This is a genomic window from Pseudomonas sp. M1, from assembly GCF_022760135.1.
GTDB lineage: Bacteria > Pseudomonadota > Gammaproteobacteria > Pseudomonadales > Pseudomonadaceae > Pseudomonas > Pseudomonas citronellolis.
The window spans coordinates 1,560,702-1,579,824 of record NZ_CP094343.1 but is presented as its reverse complement, the minus strand read 5'-3'; the positions used below and the strand labels follow the sequence as shown (position 1 = coordinate 1,579,824).

Below are 19,123 nucleotides of genomic sequence, written 5' to 3'. Positions count from 1 at the left end.
GGCTAGTCCGTGCCGATAGAAAGAATGGTTTCAGCTGGAAACCTTCGATGTTGCCGGCTAACTCCAGAACACCCAGCGCTGCCCAACGGTCCCCTCTCCCTTCAGGGAGAGGGTTAGGGAGAGGGAGCGGAGTAACAGCAAACACCTCGATAACAGGTGAGCACCGTTCGCGTTAAGGGGGATTTCCAGCCGCGCTACGCTCCGAAGGCCGCCGCGCCCCCGCCACCAGCTTATCCACAGCCCTGGCCGCCGCAGCCATGCCGAAGGTGGCCGTAACCATCATCACCGCCCCGAAACCACCCGCGCAATCCAGCTTCACCCCTTCCCCAACGAACCCCTTGGCCTGGCACACGCTGCCATCCGGCTTTGGGTAGCGCAGTTGCTCGGTGGAGAACACGCAGGGCACGCTGTAATGCCGCCCCGGCGTGCGCGAGAAGTTGTAGTCGCGGCGCAGCAGCGAGCGCACCTTGGCCGCCAGCGGGTCGTTGAAGGTCTTGTTCAGGTCGGCCACCTGCACCTGCGTCGGGTCGACCTGGCCACCGGCGCCGCCGGTGGTGACGATCTGGATCTTGCGCCGCTTGCACCAGGCGATCAGCGCCGCCTTGGCCGGCACGCTGTCGATGCAGTCGATGACGAAGTCCATCTCCGTGGTGATGCAGTCGGCCATGCTCTCGCGGGTGACGAAGTCCGCCACCGCGTGGACCTTGCACGCCGGGTTGATGGCGCGGATGCGCTCGGCCATCACCTCCACCTTGGGCTTGCCCACAGCGCCTTCCAGGGCGTGGACCTGGCGGTTGGTGTTGGTCACGCAGACGTCGTCCAGGTCGAACAGGGAAATCTCGCCGACGCCGCTGCGCGCCAGCGCCTCGGCCGCCCAGGAGCCGACGCCGCCGATGCCGACCACCGCCACGTGGGCCGCGGCCAGGCGCTCCAGGCCCTGGGTGCCGTACAGGCGGGCGATGCCACCGAAACGCTGATCGTCCACTACCATCACAGTGTCTCCGCAAAAAACGCCCGGCATTCTATAGGAAGGCGGGCGCCAGGGCCGGCCGAATTGACGCCCGGCAAGGCCATAACCGGCCACCAGGGACATTCTATGCCGCCCCCGCGGCGCCGGACGGGAGCTATACACCCAGGGGGGTGCGGGGTAGGATGCGCGCCGACCCGTTCCCGGCCCCGAAACACCGACAGGAACCCGATCGCTCCATGCCATCACGCAAATTCGGCCTCAACCTGGTCGTGCTGGTCGCCCTGGCCGCCCTGCTCACCGGCGTCTGGGCCCTGTACAACCGCCCGGTGAGCGCGCCGGACTGGCCGGAAAGCATCTCCGGCTTCTCCTTCTCGCCCTTCCGCCTGGACCAGAGCCCGCAGAGCGGCCGCTTCCCCAGCGACGAGCAGATCCGCGCGGACCTGGAACTGGTCTCGCGGATGACCGAGAACATCCGCACCTACTCGACCAAGGGCAGCCTTTCCGACATCCCCTTCCTCGCCGAGGAGTACGGGATGCGCGTCAGCCTGGGCATCTGGATCAGCGCCGACGAGGCCGAGAACGAGGCGGAGATCGCCCGCGGCATCGAGATCGCCAACCGCTCGCGCAGCGTGGTGCGGGTGATAGTCGGCAACGAGGCGCTGTTCCGCCGCGAGGTCACCAAGGATCAGCTGATCGGCTACCTCGACCGCGTCCGCGCCGCGGTGAAGGTACCGGTGACCACCGCCGAGCAGTGGCACATCTACGAGAAATACCCGGAGCTGGCCAAGCACGTCGACCTGATCGCCGCCCACGTGCTGCCCTACTGGGAGTTCGTGCCCATGCAGGACTCGGTGCAGTTCGTCCTCGACCGCGCCCGCGACCTGCGCCTGAAGTTTCCGAAAAAGCCGCTGTTGCTGGCCGAGGTCGGCTGGCCCAGCAACGGCCGCATGCGCGGCGGCGCCACCGCCACCCAGGCGGACCAGGCCATCTACCTGCGCGAACTGACCAACGCGCTGAACAAGAAGGGCTACAACTACTTCGTGGTCGAGGCCTTCGACCAGCCGTGGAAGTACACCGACGAAGGTTCGGTGGGCGCCTACTGGGGCGTGTTCAACGCCGCGCGCCAGCCCAAGTTCAACTTCCAGGGCCCGGTGGTGGCCATTCCCAAGTGGCGCGTGCTGGCCATCGCCTCGGTGGTGCTGGCGCTGCTCACCTTCACCCTGCTGCTGATCGACAGCAGCGCCCTGCGCCAGCGCGGGCGGACCTTCCTCGCCGTGGTCTCGTTCGTCTGCGCGTCCATCCTGGTGTGGATCGGCTACGACTACAGCCAGCAGTACAGCACCTGGTTCAGCATCACCGTCGGCGTATTGCTGGGCATAGGCGCGCTGGGCGTGGTGATAGTGCTGTTCACCGAGGCCCACGAGCTGGCCGAGGCGGTGTGGACGCGCAAGCGCCGCCGCCTGTTCCTGCCGGTCACCGACGCCGACGCCTACCGGCCCAAGGTCTCCATCCACGTGCCCTGCTACAACGAGCCGCCGGAGATGCTCAAGGAGACGCTGAACGCCCTGGCCAGGCTCGACTACCCGGACTTCGAGGTCCTGGTGATCGACAACAACACCAAGGACCCGGCCGTGTGGGAGCCGGTGCAGGCCCACTGCGAACTGCTCGGCCCGCGCTTCCGCTTCTTCCACGTGGCGCCCCTGGCCGGCTTCAAGGGCGGCGCGCTGAACTATGCGCTGCAGTTCGTCGCGCCCGACGCCGAAGTCATCGCGGTGATCGACTCCGACTACTGCGTCGAGCCGGACTGGCTCAAGCACATGGTGCCGCACTTCGCCGACCCGCAGATCGCCGTGGTGCAGTCGCCGCAGGACTACCGCGACCAGCACGAAAGCGCCTTCAAGCGCCTGTGCTACGCCGAGTACAAGGGCTTCTTCCACATCGGCATGGTCACCCGCAACGACCGCGACGCGATCATCGAGCACGGCACCATGACCATGGTCCGGCGCCAGGTGCTGGACGAGCTGAAGTGGGCCGAATGGTGCATCACCGAGGACGCCGAGCTGGGCCTGCGGGTGTTCGAGCGCGGCCTCTCGGCGGCCTACTTCGAGCGCAGCTACGGCAAGGGCCTGATGCCCGACACCTTCATCGACTTCAAGAAGCAGCGCTTCCGCTGGGCCTACGGCGCCATCCAGATCATGAAGCGCCACACCGACGCCCTGCTGCGCGGCCGCGGCCCGGACGGCAGCAAGCTGACCGGCGGCCAGCGCTACCACTTCGTCGCCGGCTGGCTGCCGTGGATCGCCGACGGCATGAACATCTTCTTCACCCTCGGCGCGCTGCTCTGGTCGGCGGCGATGATCATCGTGCCCAAGCGCGTCGACCCGCCGCTGCTGATCTTCGCGATCCTGCCGCTGACGCTGTTCGCCTTCAAGGTCGGCAAGATCCTCTTCCTCTACCGCCGCACCGTGGGCGTGAACCTGCGCGACGCGCTGTTCGCCGCGCTGGCCGGGCTGTCGCTGTCGCACACCATCGCCAAGGCGGTGCTGTACGGCTTCGTCACCCGCTCCATCCCGTTCTTCCGCACGCCGAAGATGCGCTCCAGCCACGGCCTGCTGGTGGCCCTGGCGGAGGCCCGCGAGGAAGTCTTCATCATGCTCCTGCTGTGGGGCGTCGCCCTGGGCATCGTGCTGGTGCAGGGCGTGCCCAGCCCGGACCTGATGTTCTGGGTGGTGATGCTGCTGGTGCAGTCGCTGCCGTACCTGGCGGCGCTGATCATGGCCCTGCTCTCCTCGCTGCCGCGCCCGCGCGAGGAAGAGGCGCTGAGCAGTTCCGAGCAGGTGGGCTGAACGGCCAGGCGCTTTTCGTAGGATGGATTGAGCCTTGGCGATACCCATGCGGTCATGGCGATGGGTATCGCTTCGCTCAACGCCATCCTACGAAAAGCCATGCTCACTCCTACGCCATCCCCTGCACCCTGCTCCTTGTAGGAGCGCGCCCTGCGCGCGAAATCGCGGGCAGGGCCCGCTCCTACAGTTGAGCTCGGAATGGCCCTGCTCTCCTCGCTGCCGCGCCCGCGTGAGGAAGAGGCGCTGAGCGGTTCCGAGCAGGTGGGCTGAACGGCCGGGCGCTTTTCGTAGGATGGGTTGAGCCTTGGCGATACCCATGCGGTCATGGCGATGGGTATCGCTTCGCTCAACGCCATCCTACGAAAAGCCATGCTCGCTCCTACGCCATCCCACGCACCGCGCTCCTTGTAGGAGCGCGCCCTGCGCGCGATATCGCGGGCAGGGCCCGCCTACAGTTGAGCTCGGAATGGCCCTGCTCTCCTCGCTGCCGCGCCCGCGCGAGGAAGAGGCACTGAGCGGTTCCGAGCAGGTGGGCTGAACGGCCAGGCGCTTTTCGTAGGATGGGTTGAGCCTTGGCGATACCCATGCGGTCATGGCGATGGGTATCGCTTCGCTCAACGCCATCCCACGCACCGTGCTCCTTGTAGGAGCGCGCCCTGCGCGCGAAATCGCGGGCAGGGCCCGCTCCTACAGTTGGGCTCGGAGTCGGAGGCATCGTAGGAGCGAGCTTGCTCGCGAACGGACTCTTCGCACCTCGGCGCATCCTGCCAGGGAAACCGCTGCGACCAGACGACGCGCTGTCCCCGCGCTTTTGCTTTAAGATGTGCGCCTTTTCCGTTTCACCCTGGATGCCTTGCCCATGTCCCTGTCGCCGACCCTGGCCCTCGCCTGCGAGCTGATCCGCCGGCCCTCCGTCACCCCCGTCGATGCCGACTGCCAGCAGCTGATGATGCAGCGCCTGGCCGCCTGCGGCTTCGACCTGGAGCCGATGCGCATCGAAGAAGTGGACAACTTCTGGGCCCGCCGCGCCGGCCGTGATGGCGGCGCAGGCCCGGTGCTGTGCTTCGCCGGGCACACCGACGTGGTCCCCACCGGCCCCGAGCAGGCCTGGCAGCACCAGCCGTTCGACGCCCTGATCGACGCCGACGGCATGCTCTGCGGGCGCGGCGCGGCGGACATGAAGGGCAGCCTGGCGGCCATGATCATCGCCACCGAGCGCTTCGTCGCCGAGCACCCGGACCACCGCGGCAGCATCGCCTACCTGATAACCAGCGACGAGGAAGGCCCGGCGCAGCACGGCACCAAGGCCGTGGTCGAGCGCCTGCGCGCGCGCAACGAGCGCCTGGACTGGTGCATCGTCGGCGAGCCGTCGAGCACCACCCTGGTCGGCGACGTGGTCAAGAACGGCCGCCGCGGCTCCCTCGGCGCCACCCTCAAGGTGCGCGGCGTACAGGGCCACGTGGCCTACCCGCACCTGGCGAAGAACCCCATCCACCTGGCCGCCCCGGCCCTGGCCGAGCTGGCCGCCGAGCACTGGGACGACGGCAACGCCTTCTTCCCGCCGACCAGCTTCCAGATCTCCAACATCAACGGCGGCACCGGCGCCACCAACGTCATCCCCGGCGAGCTGGTGGTGGTGTTCAACTTCCGCTTCTCCACCGAGTCCACCCCGGAGGGGCTGCAGCAGCGCGTCGCCGCCATCCTCGACAAGCACGGCCTGGACTGGCACATCGACTGGGCGCTGTCCGGCCTGCCGTTCCTCACCGAGCCGGGCGAGCTGCTCGACGCCGTGGCCGCCAGCATCCAGGCGGTCACCGGCCGGCAGACCACCCCCTCGACCTCCGGCGGCACCTCGGACGGGCGCTTCATCGCCACCCTGGGCACCCAGGTGGTCGAGCTGGGCCCGGTCAACGCCACCATCCACCAGGTCAACGAGCGGGTGCTGGCCAGCGATCTCGACCTGCTGAGCGAAATCTACTACCAGACACTGGTGCGGCTGCTGGCATGAGCGACGTGAAGAAAGGCTTCTGCCTGGCCGCCACCCAACCCGACATCCCACCGCCGATGCCGGCCCCGGAGCGGCGCTACGCCCTGCGCAGCTACCAGCTCAACCTGCGCCAGCGCAGCCTGCCGCTGCTCACCGTGCTGAGCCCGCTGCGCACGGAGCGGAAGGACTGAGATGCTCACCTGCCCGATCTGCCAGGCGCCGCTGGAACACCTCGACAACAGCGTGAAGTGCCCCGCCGGACACAGTTTCGACCGCGCGCGCCAGGGCTACCTGAACCTGCTGCCCGTGCAGCACAAGAAAAGCCGCGACCCGGGCGACAACGCCGCCATGGTCGAGGCCCGCCGCCAGTTCCTCGGCGCCGGCCACTACGCCCCGCTGGCCCGACGCCTGGCCGAGCTTGCCGCCGAACGCGCGCCGGCGCGCTGGCTCGACATCGGCTGCGGCGAGGGCTACTACACGGCCCAGCTCGCCGAGGCCCTGCCCGCCAGCGACGGCTACGCCCTGGACATCTCCCGCGAGGCGGTGAAAGCCGCCTGCCGCCGCGCCCCGCAGCTGACCTGGATGGTCGCCAGCATGGCCCGGGTGCCGCTGGCCGGCGCCAACTGCCAGTTGCTGGCCAGCGTGTTCAGCCCCATCGACTGGAACGAGGCCGCGCGCCTGCTGGCCCCCGGCGGCGGCGTGCTGCGCCTGGGCCCGGGCCGCGACCACCTGCTGGAACTGCGCCAGCGCCTGTACGACGAGGTGCGCGAGTACGTCGACGACAAGCACCTGGCCGACCTGCCGCCGAGCCTGGCCCTGGCCCATACGGAAAGCCTGAATTTCCGCCTGGCCCTGGACAGCCGCGAAGCCCGCGAAACGCTGCTGGCGATGACGCCCCACGGCTGGCGGGTCAGCCCGCAGCGCCGCGAGCGCATCCTCGCCGAGCCCTTCGAGGTCACGGTGGCGGTGCGCTACGATTGGCTGGAACGCCAAAAACCCTGACGAGGACGCCCATGCGCCAACCGGATATCGAGATCTACCTGAAGGACGCCGACCAGGCCGCCGTCGGCGCCTGGCTGGCCGAGGCGCTGGGCCCCTGCAGCGAATGGCGGCGCCAGGGCGAGACCTTCAAGTGCCTGGCCGACAGCCCCAGCGGGATGATCCCGCTGACCTGGCTGCCGCAGGCGGTGGGCAAGTGGCACAGCCTGTTCATCGACAGCGACGCCACGCCCTGGGACGACGACCTGGCCTGCGCCAGGGCGGCCAACGCCGCGCTGGGCGTGGAGGTGCGCTGCGCACCGGGCAGCTGGAGCGAAGAACAGGGCGAGGAAGACGCCGACCGCTGGCTGAAGGTGACCGCCGAGGGCGTCGCCGAGATCACCTGGCGAACCGGCTGAAGCACGAAAACGACGCTGGCGCGATGCGCGGCGTCGTTGCTGAAGAGCCGGGCGCCAGGCGCCGGCTGGAAAACGAAGGCCCGTCTCGCGACGGGCCTTTGTCTTCGGGGGCTCAGAGCCTGTTTACGATCTCGCGAGCTAGAGCAGAACAAGGCGCAACGACCAACGGGAGTAACAGCCGAAGGCTGGCCCGAAGGGCGAGCGCAGCGAGTCAAACAGGCGAGGAAGCGCAGTTTAGCTAGCTAAATGAGCATTACTCGCCTGTTTTCAACGCAGTTATGCCGACGCGCAGCAGATCGTAAACGGGTTCTCAGACCTTGGAGACGTCTTCCGCCTGTAGGCCTTTCTGACCCTGGATCACCGAGAACTCCACTTTCTGGCCTTCGACCAGGGAGCGGTGACCTTCGCCACGAATGGCGCGGTAGTGGACGAAAACGTCCGGACCGCTGTCGCGTTGAATGAATCCATAACCCTTGGCGTCATTGAACCACTTGACGGTTCCGACCTCACGATCAGCCATTACCACACTCTCCAACTCGCTATTATTTTTGGGTGGCCCCCGGGAATGAGGACTGCAACGGCTCGACAGGCGGAGGGTTGTCCGCATTGACCATCCAGGGCCTTAGCCGCTGGATGGGCAATTCGAATAACGCCCCAATGACGACCGCGCTCCCGAGTATATAAATCAAAAGTTACAGCTGGAAAGCACTTTTTCGCCTCAGTGCCAGCACCGTGACCGATGCGGCCAAAGTGCCATTTTACGGGGCTTCCAAGGCCATTCTGGTGCACTTGGACGATGTAACGGAGTTGTAAGTTTTGTCATTGTCGGCGTGCTGTAGCGCACATTTCCGCACGCCCATGGTGAAAGTTGCCGACCGGAACTTCGCCCGGCCGGCCTTTGAAATACCTCAAGGTTTCTTCGCGGTGAAATCCGCCAGGTGCCGGGCAAGCGCCTCGTACTGGTTGGCTTCGATGCGGTAGGCCCAGCCCTTGCGCGCCTGGATCTGCCCGTCGGCGAACCCCTCGACGCGGTCCAGCAGCAGCCAGTTCTGCCCGCCCTGCTCCAGCACGCGCCCGCTCAGGCTGGCGCCATCGAGGGTCTTGAGCGTCAGGCTCAGGCGCGCCGGCCCCTTGAACTGCACCTGGTCCAGCGGCGCCGTTTCGCTGAAGGTCAGGGCGCCGAAGGGCGTGGCCATGCCGTTGACGATGGACTCGTAGGCCAGCTTGGCGTCCCTGGGCAACTGGCGTACCCGCAGGTTGGGCTCGCCGGCCTTGTCGCGGAACACCGTCAGGGTCTCCCCGCCGGGGTAGCTCACCGACACCTCGGCGACCTTCTCGAAGGGAATGCTGGTGATGCGCCGGTCCAGCCAGTCCAGCTCGTCGGGCGGCAGGCGCAGGTCCTTGTCGATCAGCCAGACCTGCTCGTCGCCGGGCTGGCGCACCAGGCGCCCGCCCTGCTGCGCGGCCTTGCCCACCAGCAGCTCCAGCGGCGCTCCGGCGCTGCGCTCCAGGCTCAGGCGCACGCCGGCGCCCTCGCCCTGGTCGGCGACGCCGAGCTGGGCGAAGTTGCCCGGCTCGCGGGTCTTGGCCTCGACCTTGCGCGCCTGCGCCAGGTCGTGCAGCAGGTCGCCGACCAGGCGCCCGGCCGCCGGGTAGCCGGCCTTGGCCGGCATCACCCAGCGCCCGTCCTGGCGCGCCACGCGGATGTCCGGCTGGCCGGGGCGGCGCACCGTCACCGCGCTCACCTGCTGCACATCCAGGCCCGGGAAATAGCGCACCTCCGCCGGCGGTGCCAGGCGGGCCGGCTCGCGCTGCAGCCAGGCGAAGAGGCCGCCGAGCGCCACAACCAAGGCCACCAGCAGGATCAGACTCTTGCGTTGCATGGCCGCCTCCTCAGGCCTGGCGCCGGCGGCGCCACCACCACAGGGCGAGCACGCCCAGGGTCAGCAGCAGCGGCACGGCGGCGATGTTGACGATCTTCAGGGTGCGGCCGAGGGACTCGATATCCGCGTTCAGCTGGAACTGCACATCGCGCAGCTCCTTGCGGATGCGCACGCGCTCCTGGATGAACTGCTGCATCGCGCTCTGCTGCTCCGGCGTCAGCTCCAGGGCCTTGCCCGGGTCGGGGTTCTGCAGCGCGGCGAGCTTCTGCTCGGTGTCGGCCAGGCGCTGCTTGAGCGCGTCGGCCTTCTCGCGGAAGCGCGTCTCGGCCTGGCGCTGCAGCTCGTCCACCACGGTGAACGGGCGGCTGAAGCGGCCACGCGAGCGCACGCTGATCAGCGCGTCGGAGCCGGCCAGGTTGTCCAGCGCGTTGATCACGAAGCTGGCGTTGTCGGCCCAGGGCTGCGGCACGCGCTGGCCGAAGAAGTCCTGCACCTGCACCCACATGCGGTCGGTGAGCAGGTCGGTGTCGGCCACGGCGATGACGTTGATGCTGTCGGCGCTCTTCAGGCCGTCCTTGCGGCCCTCGATGCCATTGGGGAAGGCGCTCTGCGCCGGGCCCTGGATGCGCGCGGCCATGACGTAGCGCTGGCCGGTGGGCTTGAGCTGGGCCATCAGCTCACCGGGGTCGCGCAGGGTGGCGAAGCGCTGGGCGTCGAAGGGCATCGCCTGCGCCGAACTCTGGATCAGCGGCGTGAAGCGGGTCTTCGCGTCCTTGAGCGGTTCGAGGATGCCGGCGGTGGCCAGGGTCAGGTTCTCCAGCCCGGCGGTGGCCACGTCGTTGGCGTCCAGCGCCTTGGCGTCGAGGTTCAGCCAGGCCGGGTGGTGCGCCGCGCGCTGGCCCTGGCCCATGCTCACCGACATGGCGTAGCTGGCGTCGCCGAGCACCTTGCCCGGCAGCAGTTGCACGCCCCAGGCCTTGAACAGCGGTTCGAGGTCGGAGGCCTGGTCGCCGGGGCCATCCAGCGCGGCCATGGGCGAGGATTTGTCGGCCTCGCTGAAGGGATCGACGAAGGCCAGCAGCTTGCCGCCGCGCAGCACGAACTGGTCGATGGCATAGAGCGTCTGCTGCGGCAGGTGCTTGGGATGCACCAGCAGCAGCACGCTGACGTCGTCCGGGATGGCGTCGACGTCGGGCTTGAGGCTCTTCAGGTCGAACTGCTGGCGCACCTCGTCGAGCAGCATCCAGGGCGAGCTGGGCTGCTGCGTCTGCATGTCGAAGCCGCCGGTCATCTGCAGGGTGCTGAGCACACCCACCACCGGCCGCTTGGGATGCGCCAGGGCGTTGACCAGGCGGCTGAGGTCGTACTCCAGGAACGCCTCGTGGTCCGGCTGGAAGAACGGGATCACCTGGATATTGTCCAGCGCGTCGGTGCCGGCCAGGCCGAAGTACAGGGTGTCGCCGCCCTGGTTCAGCGGCACCGCCTGCAGGCCGAACTCGGCGGCCTTGTCCTCCTCCTCGGAGAACGGCTGCGGGTCGATGACGTGCAGGCGGATCTTGCCGTCGGCCTCGCGCTCGTAGGCCTTGAGCAGTTCCTCCACGCGCTTGGCGTAGTTGCGCAGCGGGACCAGGTCCTTGCTGCCCTTGTCGGAGAAGAAGAAGTACAGGTTGATCGGCTCGCCAATGGAGCCCAGCACCTTCTTCGTGCCGTCGGAGATGGTGTAGAGCTTCTGCTGCGTCAGGTCCAGGCGCGCGCCGGTGAAGGCCAGCCCGGACACCAGGTTGAAAGCCAGGAACAGCAAGGCGATGACCAGCAGCCCGGCGGCGGAATACATCAGTTTCTTCATGCGGGCTTCCTCAATCGGCTTTCTTCAGGTCGACCACCACCGCCGTGGCGGCGAGCCAGGCAACGATCAGGCTGGCGAAGAACAGCAGGTCGCGCAGGTCGATGACGCCCTTGCTGATCGCATCGAAACGCGTCAGGAAGCTCATCGAGGCCACCGCATCCAGCAGCCACTGCGGCGCCCAGGCATTGAAGGCGTCGAGCACCAGGGGGAAGCCGCTGACGATGAACACGAAGCACATCACCACGGCGAGGATGAAGGCGATCACCTGGTTCTTCGCCAGCGCCGACATGCACGAGCCGATGGCCAGGTAGCCGCCGGCCAGCAGCCAGCTGCCGAGGTAGCCGGCGAGGATGGCGCCGTTGTCCGGCTCGCCCAGGTAGTTGACCGTGAGCACCATGGGGAAAGTCAGCAGCAGCGCGATGCCGGCGAACACCCAGGCGGCGAGGAACTTGCCGGTGACCGCCTCGAAGCGGGTGATCGGCAGGGTCATCAGCAGCTCGATGGAGCCGGACTTGCGCTCCTCGGCCCACAGGCGCATGGCCAGCGCCGGGATGAGGAACAGGTAGAGCCAGGGGTGGAAGTTGAAGAAGGCTGTCAGGTCCGCCTGATTACGCTCGTAGAAATTGCCCAGGTAGAAGGTGAAGACCCCGGACAGCACCAGGAAGATGACGATGAACACGTAGGCCAGCGGGGTGGCGAAGTAGCTCGCCAGCTCGCGCTTGAAGACCACCGGCAACTGCTTCATGCCGCCTCCCCCCTGGTCAGGCTGCGGAACACCTCGTCGAGGCGGCCGCGCTCCACGTCCAGTTCGCGGATGCGCCAGCCACGCTCGGCGATCAACGCATTCACCTGCGGGAAGATCACCTCGCCGGGCCTGGCCAGCAGCGTCAGACTGTGTTCCAGCGGGTTCTCCTCCAGCGCCGCCACGCCCGGCAACGCGGCCAGGGCGGCGCGGTCCAGCTCGCCGTCGGCGACCAGGGTCACCGCCTGGTGGTAGCGCGAGCGGCTTTCCAGCTCGAAGGGCGTGCCGTCGGCCAGCAGGCGGCCGTTGGCGATCACCACCGCGCGGGTGCAGACCGCGGTGACCTCTTCGAGAATGTGGGTGGAAATGATGACGATGCGCTCGCGGGCCAGGCTGCGGATCAGCTCGCGGACCTGGTGCTTCTGGTTCGGGTCCAAGCCGTCGGTGGGCTCGTCGAGGATCAACACCCGCGGGTCGTGGAGGATCGCCTGGGCCACGCCGACGCGGCGCTTGAAGCCCTTGGAGAGGGTCTCGATGGACTGCTCGCGGACGGGCTCCAGCTCCAGTTGCTCGACCACCCGCGCCACCCGCTCGCGCTTCTGCGCGCCGCGGTAGCCGCGGACCTCGGCGATGAATTCGAGGAAGCCGCGCACGCGCATGTCGCCGTAGCAGGGCGCGCCCTCGGGCAGGTAGCCGATCAGGCGCTGGGCCTGGAGGGTCTGCGTCTGGATGTCGAAGCCGTGGATGCTCGCGGTGCCCGAGGTGGGCGCGAGGAACCCGGTGAGCATCTTCATGGTGGTGGACTTGCCGGCCCCGTTGGGGCCGAGAAAGCCCAGGACTTCCCCCGGTTGCACACTGAACGACAGGTCGTCCACCGCGGTGTGCTGCGCGAATCGCTTCGTGAGTCTGCTTATTTCGATCATTTCTCTCACCGTTGCGCCAAGAGCCCGCCGCGAACTCGGAACACACGGGGCAGACGAGCTCCCACAAAATGCCGCCGGGAATATATGAACCGACGGACGGCAGTGCAAGGTGGAGACTGTGACGAAAAAGTACACTGCCGTGCATGAAAATTTATTTAGGAATGCGGTCCTATTCCTACATCGAAAGCAGCCGAGCGGAGGTCATAGCATGCTTCCAGGCTGCCGTCCCACCCTTTTGCCTGCCGTAGCGTTGCGGCACACTAGCGTCCGCTTGGTCGCCGCCGAGCCCCGTTCAACTGCCTGCGAGCCCGTATGCCCCGTTACCCGTTCCGCCGCTTCGGCTTTGGCGTCCTGCGCCGCCTGCTCTACCTCTGGGTGCGCTCGGAAACCATCAACCAGTCGTCCCTGAGCCTGAAGATCGACCGCAGCAAGCCGGTGCTCTACGTGCTGCAGCAGCCTTCGGTGAGCGACCTGGCGGTAGTCGACACGGAGTGCCGCAAGGCCGGCCTGCCGCGCCCGGTGATGCCGGTGGCGGTGGGCAGCAGCGTCGAGCCGGCGGCCTTCTTCTACCTGACGCCGGAGCCCGACTGGCTCGGCCGCCAGGACAAGCGTGGCGCGCCGCCGGCGCTGATGCGCATGCTCGCGGCCATCGGCCAGAACGGCGTGGACGACGCGCAGATCGTCCCGGTCAGCGTGTTCTGGGGGCAGTCGCCGGACAGCGAGAAGAGCGCCTGGAAGCTGCTGTTCGCCGACAACTGGGCGGTGACCGGGCGCCTGCGCAAGCTGGCGCGCATCCTCATCCTCGGGCGCAAGACGCGCGTGCAGTTCTCCGCGCCCATCCACCTGCGCGAGCTGGTCGACCAGGGCAAGGGCCAGGAGCGCACCCAGCGCATGGTCCAGCGCATCCTGCGGGTGCACTTCCGCAACCAGAAGACCGCGGTCATCGGCCCGGACCTCTCGCACCGCCGCACCCTGGTCAAGGGCCTGCTGCGCGCGCCCCTGGTGCGCCAGGCCATCCAGGAAGAAGTCGAGACACAGCACATCTCCACGGAAAAGGCCGAGGCCCTGGCCCTGCGCTACGCCAACGAGATCGCCGCGGACGTGTCCTACCCGGTGATCCGCTTCCTCGAAGTCACCCTCACCTGGTTCTGGAACAAGCTCTACGAAGGCGTGCGGGTCAACCACATCGAGCGCGTACAGGACGTCGCCCAGGGCCACGAGATCGTCTACGTGCCCTGCCACCGCAGCCACATCGACTACCTGCTGCTGTCCTACCTGCTGTTCCGCAACGGCCTGACGCCGCCGCACATCGCCGCCGGCATCAACCTCAACATGCCGGTGGTCGGCTCCATCCTGCGCCGCGGCGGGGCCTTCTTCATGCGCCGCAGCTTCAAGGGCAACCAGCTGTACACCGCGGTATTCAACGAATACCTGCACACCCTGTTCAGCCGCGGCTTCTCCACCGAATACTTCGTCGAGGGCGGGCGCTCGCGCACCGGGCGCATGCTCCACCCGCGCACCGGCATGCTCGCCATCACCCTGCGCAGCTTCCTGCGCGACTCGCGCCGGCCGATCGTCTTCGTGCCGGTGTACATCGGCTACGAACGCGTTCTGGAAGGCCGCACCTACCTGGGCGAGCTGCGCGGCGCGGCGAAGAAGAAAGAATCCATCTTCGACCTGTTCAAGGTGGTGGGCGCGCTGCGCCAGCGCTTCGGCCAGGTGTGGGTGAACTTCGGCGAGCCGATCCACCTGGACAGCTTCCTCGAACAGCACGAACCCGGCTGGCGCAAGCAGGAACTCGGCCCGGAATACCGCCCGGCCTGGCTGCCGGACGCCACCAACCAACTGGCCCGCGAAGTGGCCCGTCACCTCAACGACGCGGCGGCGATCAACCCGGTCAACCTGGTGGCCCTGGCGCTGCTCTCCACCAGCCGCCTGGCCCTGGACGAACGCGCCCTGGAACGCGTGCTGGACCTGTACCTGGCGCTGCTGCGCAAGGTGCCCTACTCGCCCAGCGCCACCCTGCCCGACGGCGACGGCAAGGCGCTGATCGAATACGTGAAGAGCATGAACCTGCTCGCCGAACAGAAGGACGCCCTGGGCCGCATCCTCTACCTGGACGAGCAGAACGCCGTCCTCATGACCTACTACCGCAACAACGTCCTGCACGTATTCGCCCTGCCGGCGCTGCTCGCCAGCTTCTTCCAGAGCAACGCGCGGATCAGCCGCGAACAGCTGCTCAACTACACCCGCGCGCTCTACCCCTTCCTGCAACAGGAACTGTTCATCCGCTGGGACCTGGACCAGCTCGACGCCGTGGTCGACCAGTGGCTGGCCGCGCTGGTGGAGCAGAACCTGCTGAAACAGGACGGCGACGCCTACGTGCGCCCGGCGCCCAGCTCGCGCGAATACGTGCTGCTGACCCTGCTCGCCCGCGCCATCACCCAGACCCTGCAGCGCTTCTACATGGCCATCGCCCTGCTGCTCAACGCCGGGCAACGCCAGCTCAGCGCCGAGGAACTGGAGAACCTGTGCACCGTCATGGCCCAGCGCCTGTCCATCCTCCACGGCCTGAACGCCCCGGAATTCTTCGACAAGACACTGTTCCGCAACTTCATCCAGGCCCTGCTCGACCAGCGCGTGCTGCGCAAGGACGAAGAAGGCAAGCTGAGCTACCACGAGAAACTGGGCGAAGTGGTCGAAGGCGCGGCCAAGCGCGTGTTGCCGGCGGAGATCCGGTTGTCGATTCGGCAGGTGGCGCTCGAACGCCCGTCCCAGGAAGAAACCCCAGCCCCCGCCCCCTGATCTTCCAATCCCCGGGGCCGCCAGACGACAAGCGGTCGGCCCCCGTCAAACCCGCGTACTCATGGCAATTCGCCATTTTCAAAAGTCTGAAGCCCGTCACAGAAGGGTTGTGAGCCTTGACTCAGGGTGCCGCGACTCTTACATTTCCCCGCTTTCATACATGCGCATCTGTAGGATCAAGGAAAGTTCCCGTGTTCAAAAGGATATTGGTCGTCTGCGTCGGTAACATTTGCCGTAGTCCTACCGCAGAACATCTGCTGCGCCAGCGCCTGGCCGGCAGCGATATCCAGGTGAGCTCCGCCGGCCTCGGCGCCCTGGTCGACAAGCCCATCGAAAGCCACGCTCTCGCCATCCTCCAGCAACACGGCGAGCAGCCGCACGAACATCGTGCCCGCCAACTGACATCCAGCCTGCTGCGCGAATCCGACCTCGTCCTGGTCATGGAAAAGCGCCACCTGCAAGGCGTCAGTCAGATCGCCCCGGAATCCCGCGGCAAGACCTTCCTGCTCGGCAAGTGGCAGGACGATCGAGAAATCCCCGACCCCTACCGCCAGAGCACGGCCGTGTTCGAGCACGCCTACGCGCTGATCGAACAAGGCGTCGACGCCTGGGCCAAACGTATTCGCCCAACCCGCTAAGCCTCACTGACGAAGAAGTAAAAGAAGCACGCCCATGCAGCAGCAAGCCCCGGTAGCCATCCACGACAAAGACGATGACGAGATCGACCTGCTAGGTCTGTTCGGCACCCTGATCGACCACAAATGGCTGATCGCCGGCATCACCGCGGGCTTCATGGCCGTGGGCGTTGCTTATGCGCTGCTGGCGACGCCGATCTACCGATCGGATGCGATCGTGCAGGTGGAGCCGAAGAAGCCGACCATTCCGGGGTTGTCGGATATGGGAGATTTGCTGGGGGCGCAATCCGAAGCCATCACAGAGATTCAACTGCTGACTTCGCGTGCTGTTATTGGCAAGGCAGTGGATAGCCTCAAGCTGAATATCGTGGTGGAACCGTCGCGATTTCCGCTGATTGGTGGCTTCCTGGCTCGACACTTCAGTCCGGAAACCCCGGATGAAGTCGCGGCGCCGATGTTCGGCCTGAGCCGTTTCGGCTGGGGTGGTGAGGAACTGAAGGTCTTCCAGCTCGATGTACCGACTGCTTTGCTGGAAAAGGACCTCACGCTGATCGCAGGCGAGAATGGTTCCTACACCCTGCTGGATGATGATGACAATGTTCTGGTCGAAGGCAAGGTGGGTGAAGCCTATGACCAGCACGGCGTGAAAATCCAGGTCGAATCCCTGCACGCCAATCCGGGCACCCATTTCGACGTAGTGCGTGAGCGCCGTCTGACCACCATCCTGCGCTACCAGGACAACCTGAACGTCGCCGAGACTGGCAAGGAGTCCGGCATCATCAGCCTGTCGCTGGAAAACGACGAGCCGGCGCGCGCCCTCCAAGTTCTGGATGAGATCAGCAAGCTCTATGTCCGCCAGAACGTTGAACGCGCTTCTGCCGAAGCAGCTTCCAGCCTGGAATTCCTGCGCGGCCAACTGCCCGATGTTCGCCGCGAACTGGAAAAGGCCGAAGACGCGCTGAGTGCCTACCAGACCAAATCCAAATCTGCGGACATCAGCCTGGAAACCAAGGCCCTGCTCGACCAGATAGTGGCGCTGGACACCAACATCTCCGAGCTGAAACTGCAGCAAGCAGAAATGGACCGCAAATTCACCCGCCAGCACCCAGCCTATCAAGCCCTGCAGACGCAGATCGGCGAGTTGACTTCGAAACAGAACGGACTTACTCACAAGGTAGAAGGTCTGCCGGAAACTCAGCAGGAACTGTTGCGTCTGACTCGCGATGTAGAAGTCAGCACCGCCATCTATACCCAGTTGCTGAATAAAGCCCAGGAACTGGATGTCATGCGTGCAGGGGCAGTAGGCAACGTTCGCATCATTGACTCCGCAGATGTAGATATCACCAAGCCAGTCAAACCCAAGAAAGCCATGATTGTGCTGGTAGCCACGCTGCTGGGCCTACTCTTTGCCGTCGGCCTGGTCCTGCTGCGCAAGGCACTGAACCGCGGTATCGAAACACCAGACGCCATCGAGCAGCTTGGGCTGCCGGTTTATGCCTCGATTCCCTACAGCGTTCTGCAGAAGGCAGAGGAAGACAAGCGGGATAAAGGCCGTGGCCGTGCCGCCAAAGCGGCTCCACTGCTCGCCATGAGCCACCCTACCGACCTCGCCATCGAATCCCTGCGTAGCCTGCGCACCAGCCTGCATTTCGCCATGCTGGAAGCCGGCAACAACCGCCTGATGATTTCCGGCCCCAGCCCGGCGGTGGGCAAGACCTTCGTTTCCTCCAACCTTGCAGCCGTCATTGCCCAGACCGGCCAGCGCGTACTACTGGTGGACGTGGATATGCGCAAGGGCTACCTGCACAAGGTGCTCAACAGCGGCGAAGAGAATGGTCTCTCCGATGTCCTGGTCAAGCGCTGCGACTTCAACACAGCCGTACGCACCACCGAAATCGAGGGTTTCTACTTCATCCCACGCGGCCAGATCCCGCCGAACCCGTCCGAACTGCTGATGCACCCCAACTTCACGGCCTTCCTCGAAGAAGCCAGCCGGCAGTTCGACCTGGTGATCCTGGATACCCCGCCGCTGCTTGCAGTGACCGACGCTGCCATCGTTGGCCGCCAGTCCGGCACCAGCCTGATCGTCACCCGCTTCGGCCTGAACCCGGCGCGGGAGATCGAATTGACTATCCGCCGCTTTGCGCAGAACGGCATCGAGCTGAAAGGCGCGATCTTCAACGGTGTGGAAAAGCGCGCCTCGGCCTACTACGGCTATGGCGGCTACGGCTACTACCACTACGAATACAAATCGGACAAAGCCTGATCGAGGAGAGGCCAGGGAAGGCCTTATCCATATACCCGTCCGCATAGCGGACCTTGGAACGCCGCAGGAGCAGTCAGTCCTGCAACGAGGGAATCATGCCGGACGCAACCGGAAAACGCTGGTATCTGGTCCAATGCAAACCGCGCCAAGACTCACGTGCGCTAGAGCATCTGGAGCGCCAAGGATATCGGTGCCTACTTCCTATGCATCAGGACGAACGCCTGTACAAAGGACAGTTACAGCCGTTCGTCACACCTCTATTTCCTGGCTATCTATTCATCCATTTGGATAAAGTGGGTGATAGCTGGCTGCCCATTCGGTCTACCCGAGGCGTGACTACAATCGTCAGCTTCGGAGGTCATCCCACCCCTGTTCCACAAGCCGTGATTGATCACCTGCTCACAATCGGCACATTGCCCTCTCCCGCGCTCCTCTCGGGAGATCGTATTACTATCAACATCCCAGGACTGGAACAGCTGGAAACCATATATCTCGAAAAAGATGGCGAGAATCGAGTACTGCTGCTACTTACAATTCTTCAGCGGCAAGTAATCATAAAAGCACCAATAAAGAACTTGAAAAAACACACTTTAGGACCAAGAAAGAGTGACGACTAGTATGGATAGGCTTGCAAGTCACGAGTTAGCCAGCAGATATCTAAAGATGAAAACACTTGCCCCAGAATGAATCAGGGTACGTTTAGCTAGAGCCAAGAAGAGAGAGTTTCGGATCAACTCATTCTTATTTCTATTGATCTCTGACTGTGCCGGCTAAATACAAGAGACCAATTCAGATCATGGCACAAAATTACTATCACAAATGT

Annotated in this window: 15 protein-coding genes; 9 read left to right on the top strand and 6 right to left on the bottom strand. The window is 65.5% G+C overall.

From position 1 onward, the window contains the following. Positions 1-172: 172 nt before the first annotated feature. Entirely contained in the window at positions 173-991 is an 819-nt protein-coding gene (tcdA, locus tag PM1_RS07040; protein ID WP_009616613.1) for a tRNA cyclic N6-threonylcarbamoyladenosine(37) synthase TcdA, read from the bottom strand. 215 nt (positions 992-1,206) lie between these two features. On the opposite strand from tcdA, the gene PM1_RS07035 reads away from it, so the two are divergent. The 5 genes from PM1_RS07035 to PM1_RS07015 all read left to right on the top strand — a co-directional run bounded on the left by PM1_RS07035 (position 1,207) and on the right by PM1_RS07015 (position 7,200). Beyond that, the gene (locus PM1_RS07035) at positions 1,207-3,816 is read left to right on the top strand and encodes a glycosyltransferase (RefSeq protein WP_024128514.1); all 2,610 of its coding nucleotides are present in this window, start codon (positions 1,207-1,209) and stop codon (positions 3,814-3,816) included. Between the two features lie 859 nt (positions 3,817-4,675). Next, entirely contained in the window at positions 4,676-5,824 is a 1,149-nt protein-coding gene (gene dapE / locus PM1_RS07030) for a succinyl-diaminopimelate desuccinylase (protein ID WP_009616610.1), read from the top strand. Next, a complete protein-coding gene (locus PM1_RS07025; protein ID WP_009616609.1) occupies positions 5,821-5,994 on the top strand; it encodes a hypothetical protein in 174 nt (57 codons plus the stop codon). Before dapE ends, PM1_RS07025 begins: the two co-directional genes overlap by 4 nt. A gap of 1 nt (position 5,995) precedes the next feature. Then, on the top strand, positions 5,996-6,805 hold the full coding sequence (locus tag PM1_RS07020) for a putative RNA methyltransferase (RefSeq protein WP_009616608.1): 810 nt from the start codon (positions 5,996-5,998) through the stop codon (positions 6,803-6,805). 11 nt (positions 6,806-6,816) lie between these two features. Next, positions 6,817-7,200: a hypothetical protein gene (locus PM1_RS07015; RefSeq protein ID WP_009616607.1), complete on the top strand. Its 384-nt coding sequence runs from the start codon at positions 6,817-6,819 to the stop codon at positions 7,198-7,200. A gap of 310 nt (positions 7,201-7,510) precedes the next feature. On the opposite strand, the gene PM1_RS07010 is transcribed toward PM1_RS07015, so the two are convergent. The 5 genes from PM1_RS07010 to PM1_RS06990 form a co-directional block, all read right to left on the bottom strand. After that, a complete protein-coding gene (locus tag PM1_RS07010) occupies positions 7,511-7,720 on the bottom strand; it encodes a cold-shock protein (protein WP_003082372.1) in 210 nt (69 codons plus the stop codon). A gap of 388 nt (positions 7,721-8,108) precedes the next feature. Continuing rightward, on the bottom strand, positions 8,109-9,083 hold the full coding sequence (locus PM1_RS07005) for a DUF4340 domain-containing protein (protein ID WP_009616586.1): 975 nt from the start codon (positions 9,081-9,083) through the stop codon (positions 8,109-8,111). Between the two features lie 10 nt (positions 9,084-9,093). Beyond that, the gene (locus tag PM1_RS07000) at positions 9,094-10,929 is read right to left on the bottom strand and encodes a GldG family protein (protein ID WP_009616585.1); all 1,836 of its coding nucleotides are present in this window, start codon (positions 10,927-10,929) and stop codon (positions 9,094-9,096) included. 10 nt (positions 10,930-10,939) lie between these two features. Then, entirely contained in the window at positions 10,940-11,674 is a 735-nt protein-coding gene (locus tag PM1_RS06995; protein WP_009616584.1) for an ABC transporter permease subunit, read from the bottom strand. Next, entirely contained in the window at positions 11,671-12,594 is a 924-nt protein-coding gene (locus PM1_RS06990; protein ID WP_009616583.1) for an ABC transporter ATP-binding protein, read from the bottom strand. Before PM1_RS06990 ends, PM1_RS06995 begins: the two co-directional genes overlap by 4 nt. Positions 12,595-12,906: 312 nt before the next feature. Here PM1_RS06990 and plsB point away from each other — a divergent pair, with 312 nt between their 5' ends. From plsB to rfaH, 4 genes are all read left to right on the top strand, one after another. After that, positions 12,907-15,399, top strand: a complete 2,493-nt coding sequence (gene plsB / locus PM1_RS06985) for a glycerol-3-phosphate 1-O-acyltransferase PlsB (protein WP_009616582.1) — start codon at positions 12,907-12,909, stop codon at positions 15,397-15,399. Between the two features lie 191 nt (positions 15,400-15,590). Beyond that, complete coding sequence (locus PM1_RS06980) at positions 15,591-16,037, top strand: low molecular weight protein-tyrosine-phosphatase (protein ID WP_009616581.1); 447 nt, start codon at positions 15,591-15,593, stop codon at positions 16,035-16,037. A 34-nt stretch (positions 16,038-16,071) separates the two neighbouring features. Next, positions 16,072-18,300, top strand: coding sequence for a polysaccharide biosynthesis tyrosine autokinase (locus tag PM1_RS06975; RefSeq protein WP_009616579.1), 2,229 nt, complete (start codon positions 16,072-16,074; stop codon positions 18,298-18,300). Between the two features lie 95 nt (positions 18,301-18,395). Next, positions 18,396-18,917: a transcription/translation regulatory transformer protein RfaH gene (rfaH, locus tag PM1_RS06970; RefSeq protein ID WP_084229662.1), complete on the top strand. Its 522-nt coding sequence runs from the start codon at positions 18,396-18,398 to the stop codon at positions 18,915-18,917. Positions 18,918-19,123 lie beyond the last annotated feature (206 nt).

Coding starts and splice junctions, on each gene's coding strand:
- dapE (WP_009616610.1), top strand. CDS start 4,676: ATGTCCCTGTCGCCGACCCTGGCCCTCGCCTGCGAGCTGATCCGCCGG.
- PM1_RS06995 (WP_009616584.1), bottom strand. CDS start 11,674: ATGAAGCAGTTGCCGGTGGTCTTCAAGCGCGAGCTGGCGAGCTACTTC.
- PM1_RS07000 (WP_009616585.1), bottom strand. CDS start 10,929: ATGAAGAAACTGATGTATTCCGCCGCCGGGCTGCTGGTCATCGCCTTG.
- PM1_RS07035 (WP_024128514.1), top strand. CDS start 1,207: ATGCCATCACGCAAATTCGGCCTCAACCTGGTCGTGCTGGTCGCCCTG.
- PM1_RS07025 (WP_009616609.1), top strand. CDS start 5,821: ATGAGCGACGTGAAGAAAGGCTTCTGCCTGGCCGCCACCCAACCCGAC.
- tcdA (WP_009616613.1), bottom strand. CDS start 991: ATGGTAGTGGACGATCAGCGTTTCGGTGGCATCGCCCGCCTGTACGGC.
- PM1_RS06975 (WP_009616579.1), top strand. CDS start 16,072: ATGCAGCAGCAAGCCCCGGTAGCCATCCACGACAAAGACGATGACGAG.
- PM1_RS07015 (WP_009616607.1), top strand. CDS start 6,817: ATGCGCCAACCGGATATCGAGATCTACCTGAAGGACGCCGACCAGGCC.
- PM1_RS06990 (WP_009616583.1), bottom strand. CDS start 12,594: ATGATCGAAATAAGCAGACTCACGAAGCGATTCGCGCAGCACACCGCG.
- plsB (WP_009616582.1), top strand. CDS start 12,907: ATGCCCCGTTACCCGTTCCGCCGCTTCGGCTTTGGCGTCCTGCGCCGC.
- PM1_RS07010 (WP_003082372.1), bottom strand. CDS start 7,720: ATGGCTGATCGTGAGGTCGGAACCGTCAAGTGGTTCAATGACGCCAAG.
- rfaH (WP_084229662.1), top strand. CDS start 18,396: ATGCCGGACGCAACCGGAAAACGCTGGTATCTGGTCCAATGCAAACCG.
- PM1_RS07005 (WP_009616586.1), bottom strand. CDS start 9,083: ATGCAACGCAAGAGTCTGATCCTGCTGGTGGCCTTGGTTGTGGCGCTC.
- PM1_RS07020 (WP_009616608.1), top strand. CDS start 5,996: ATGCTCACCTGCCCGATCTGCCAGGCGCCGCTGGAACACCTCGACAAC.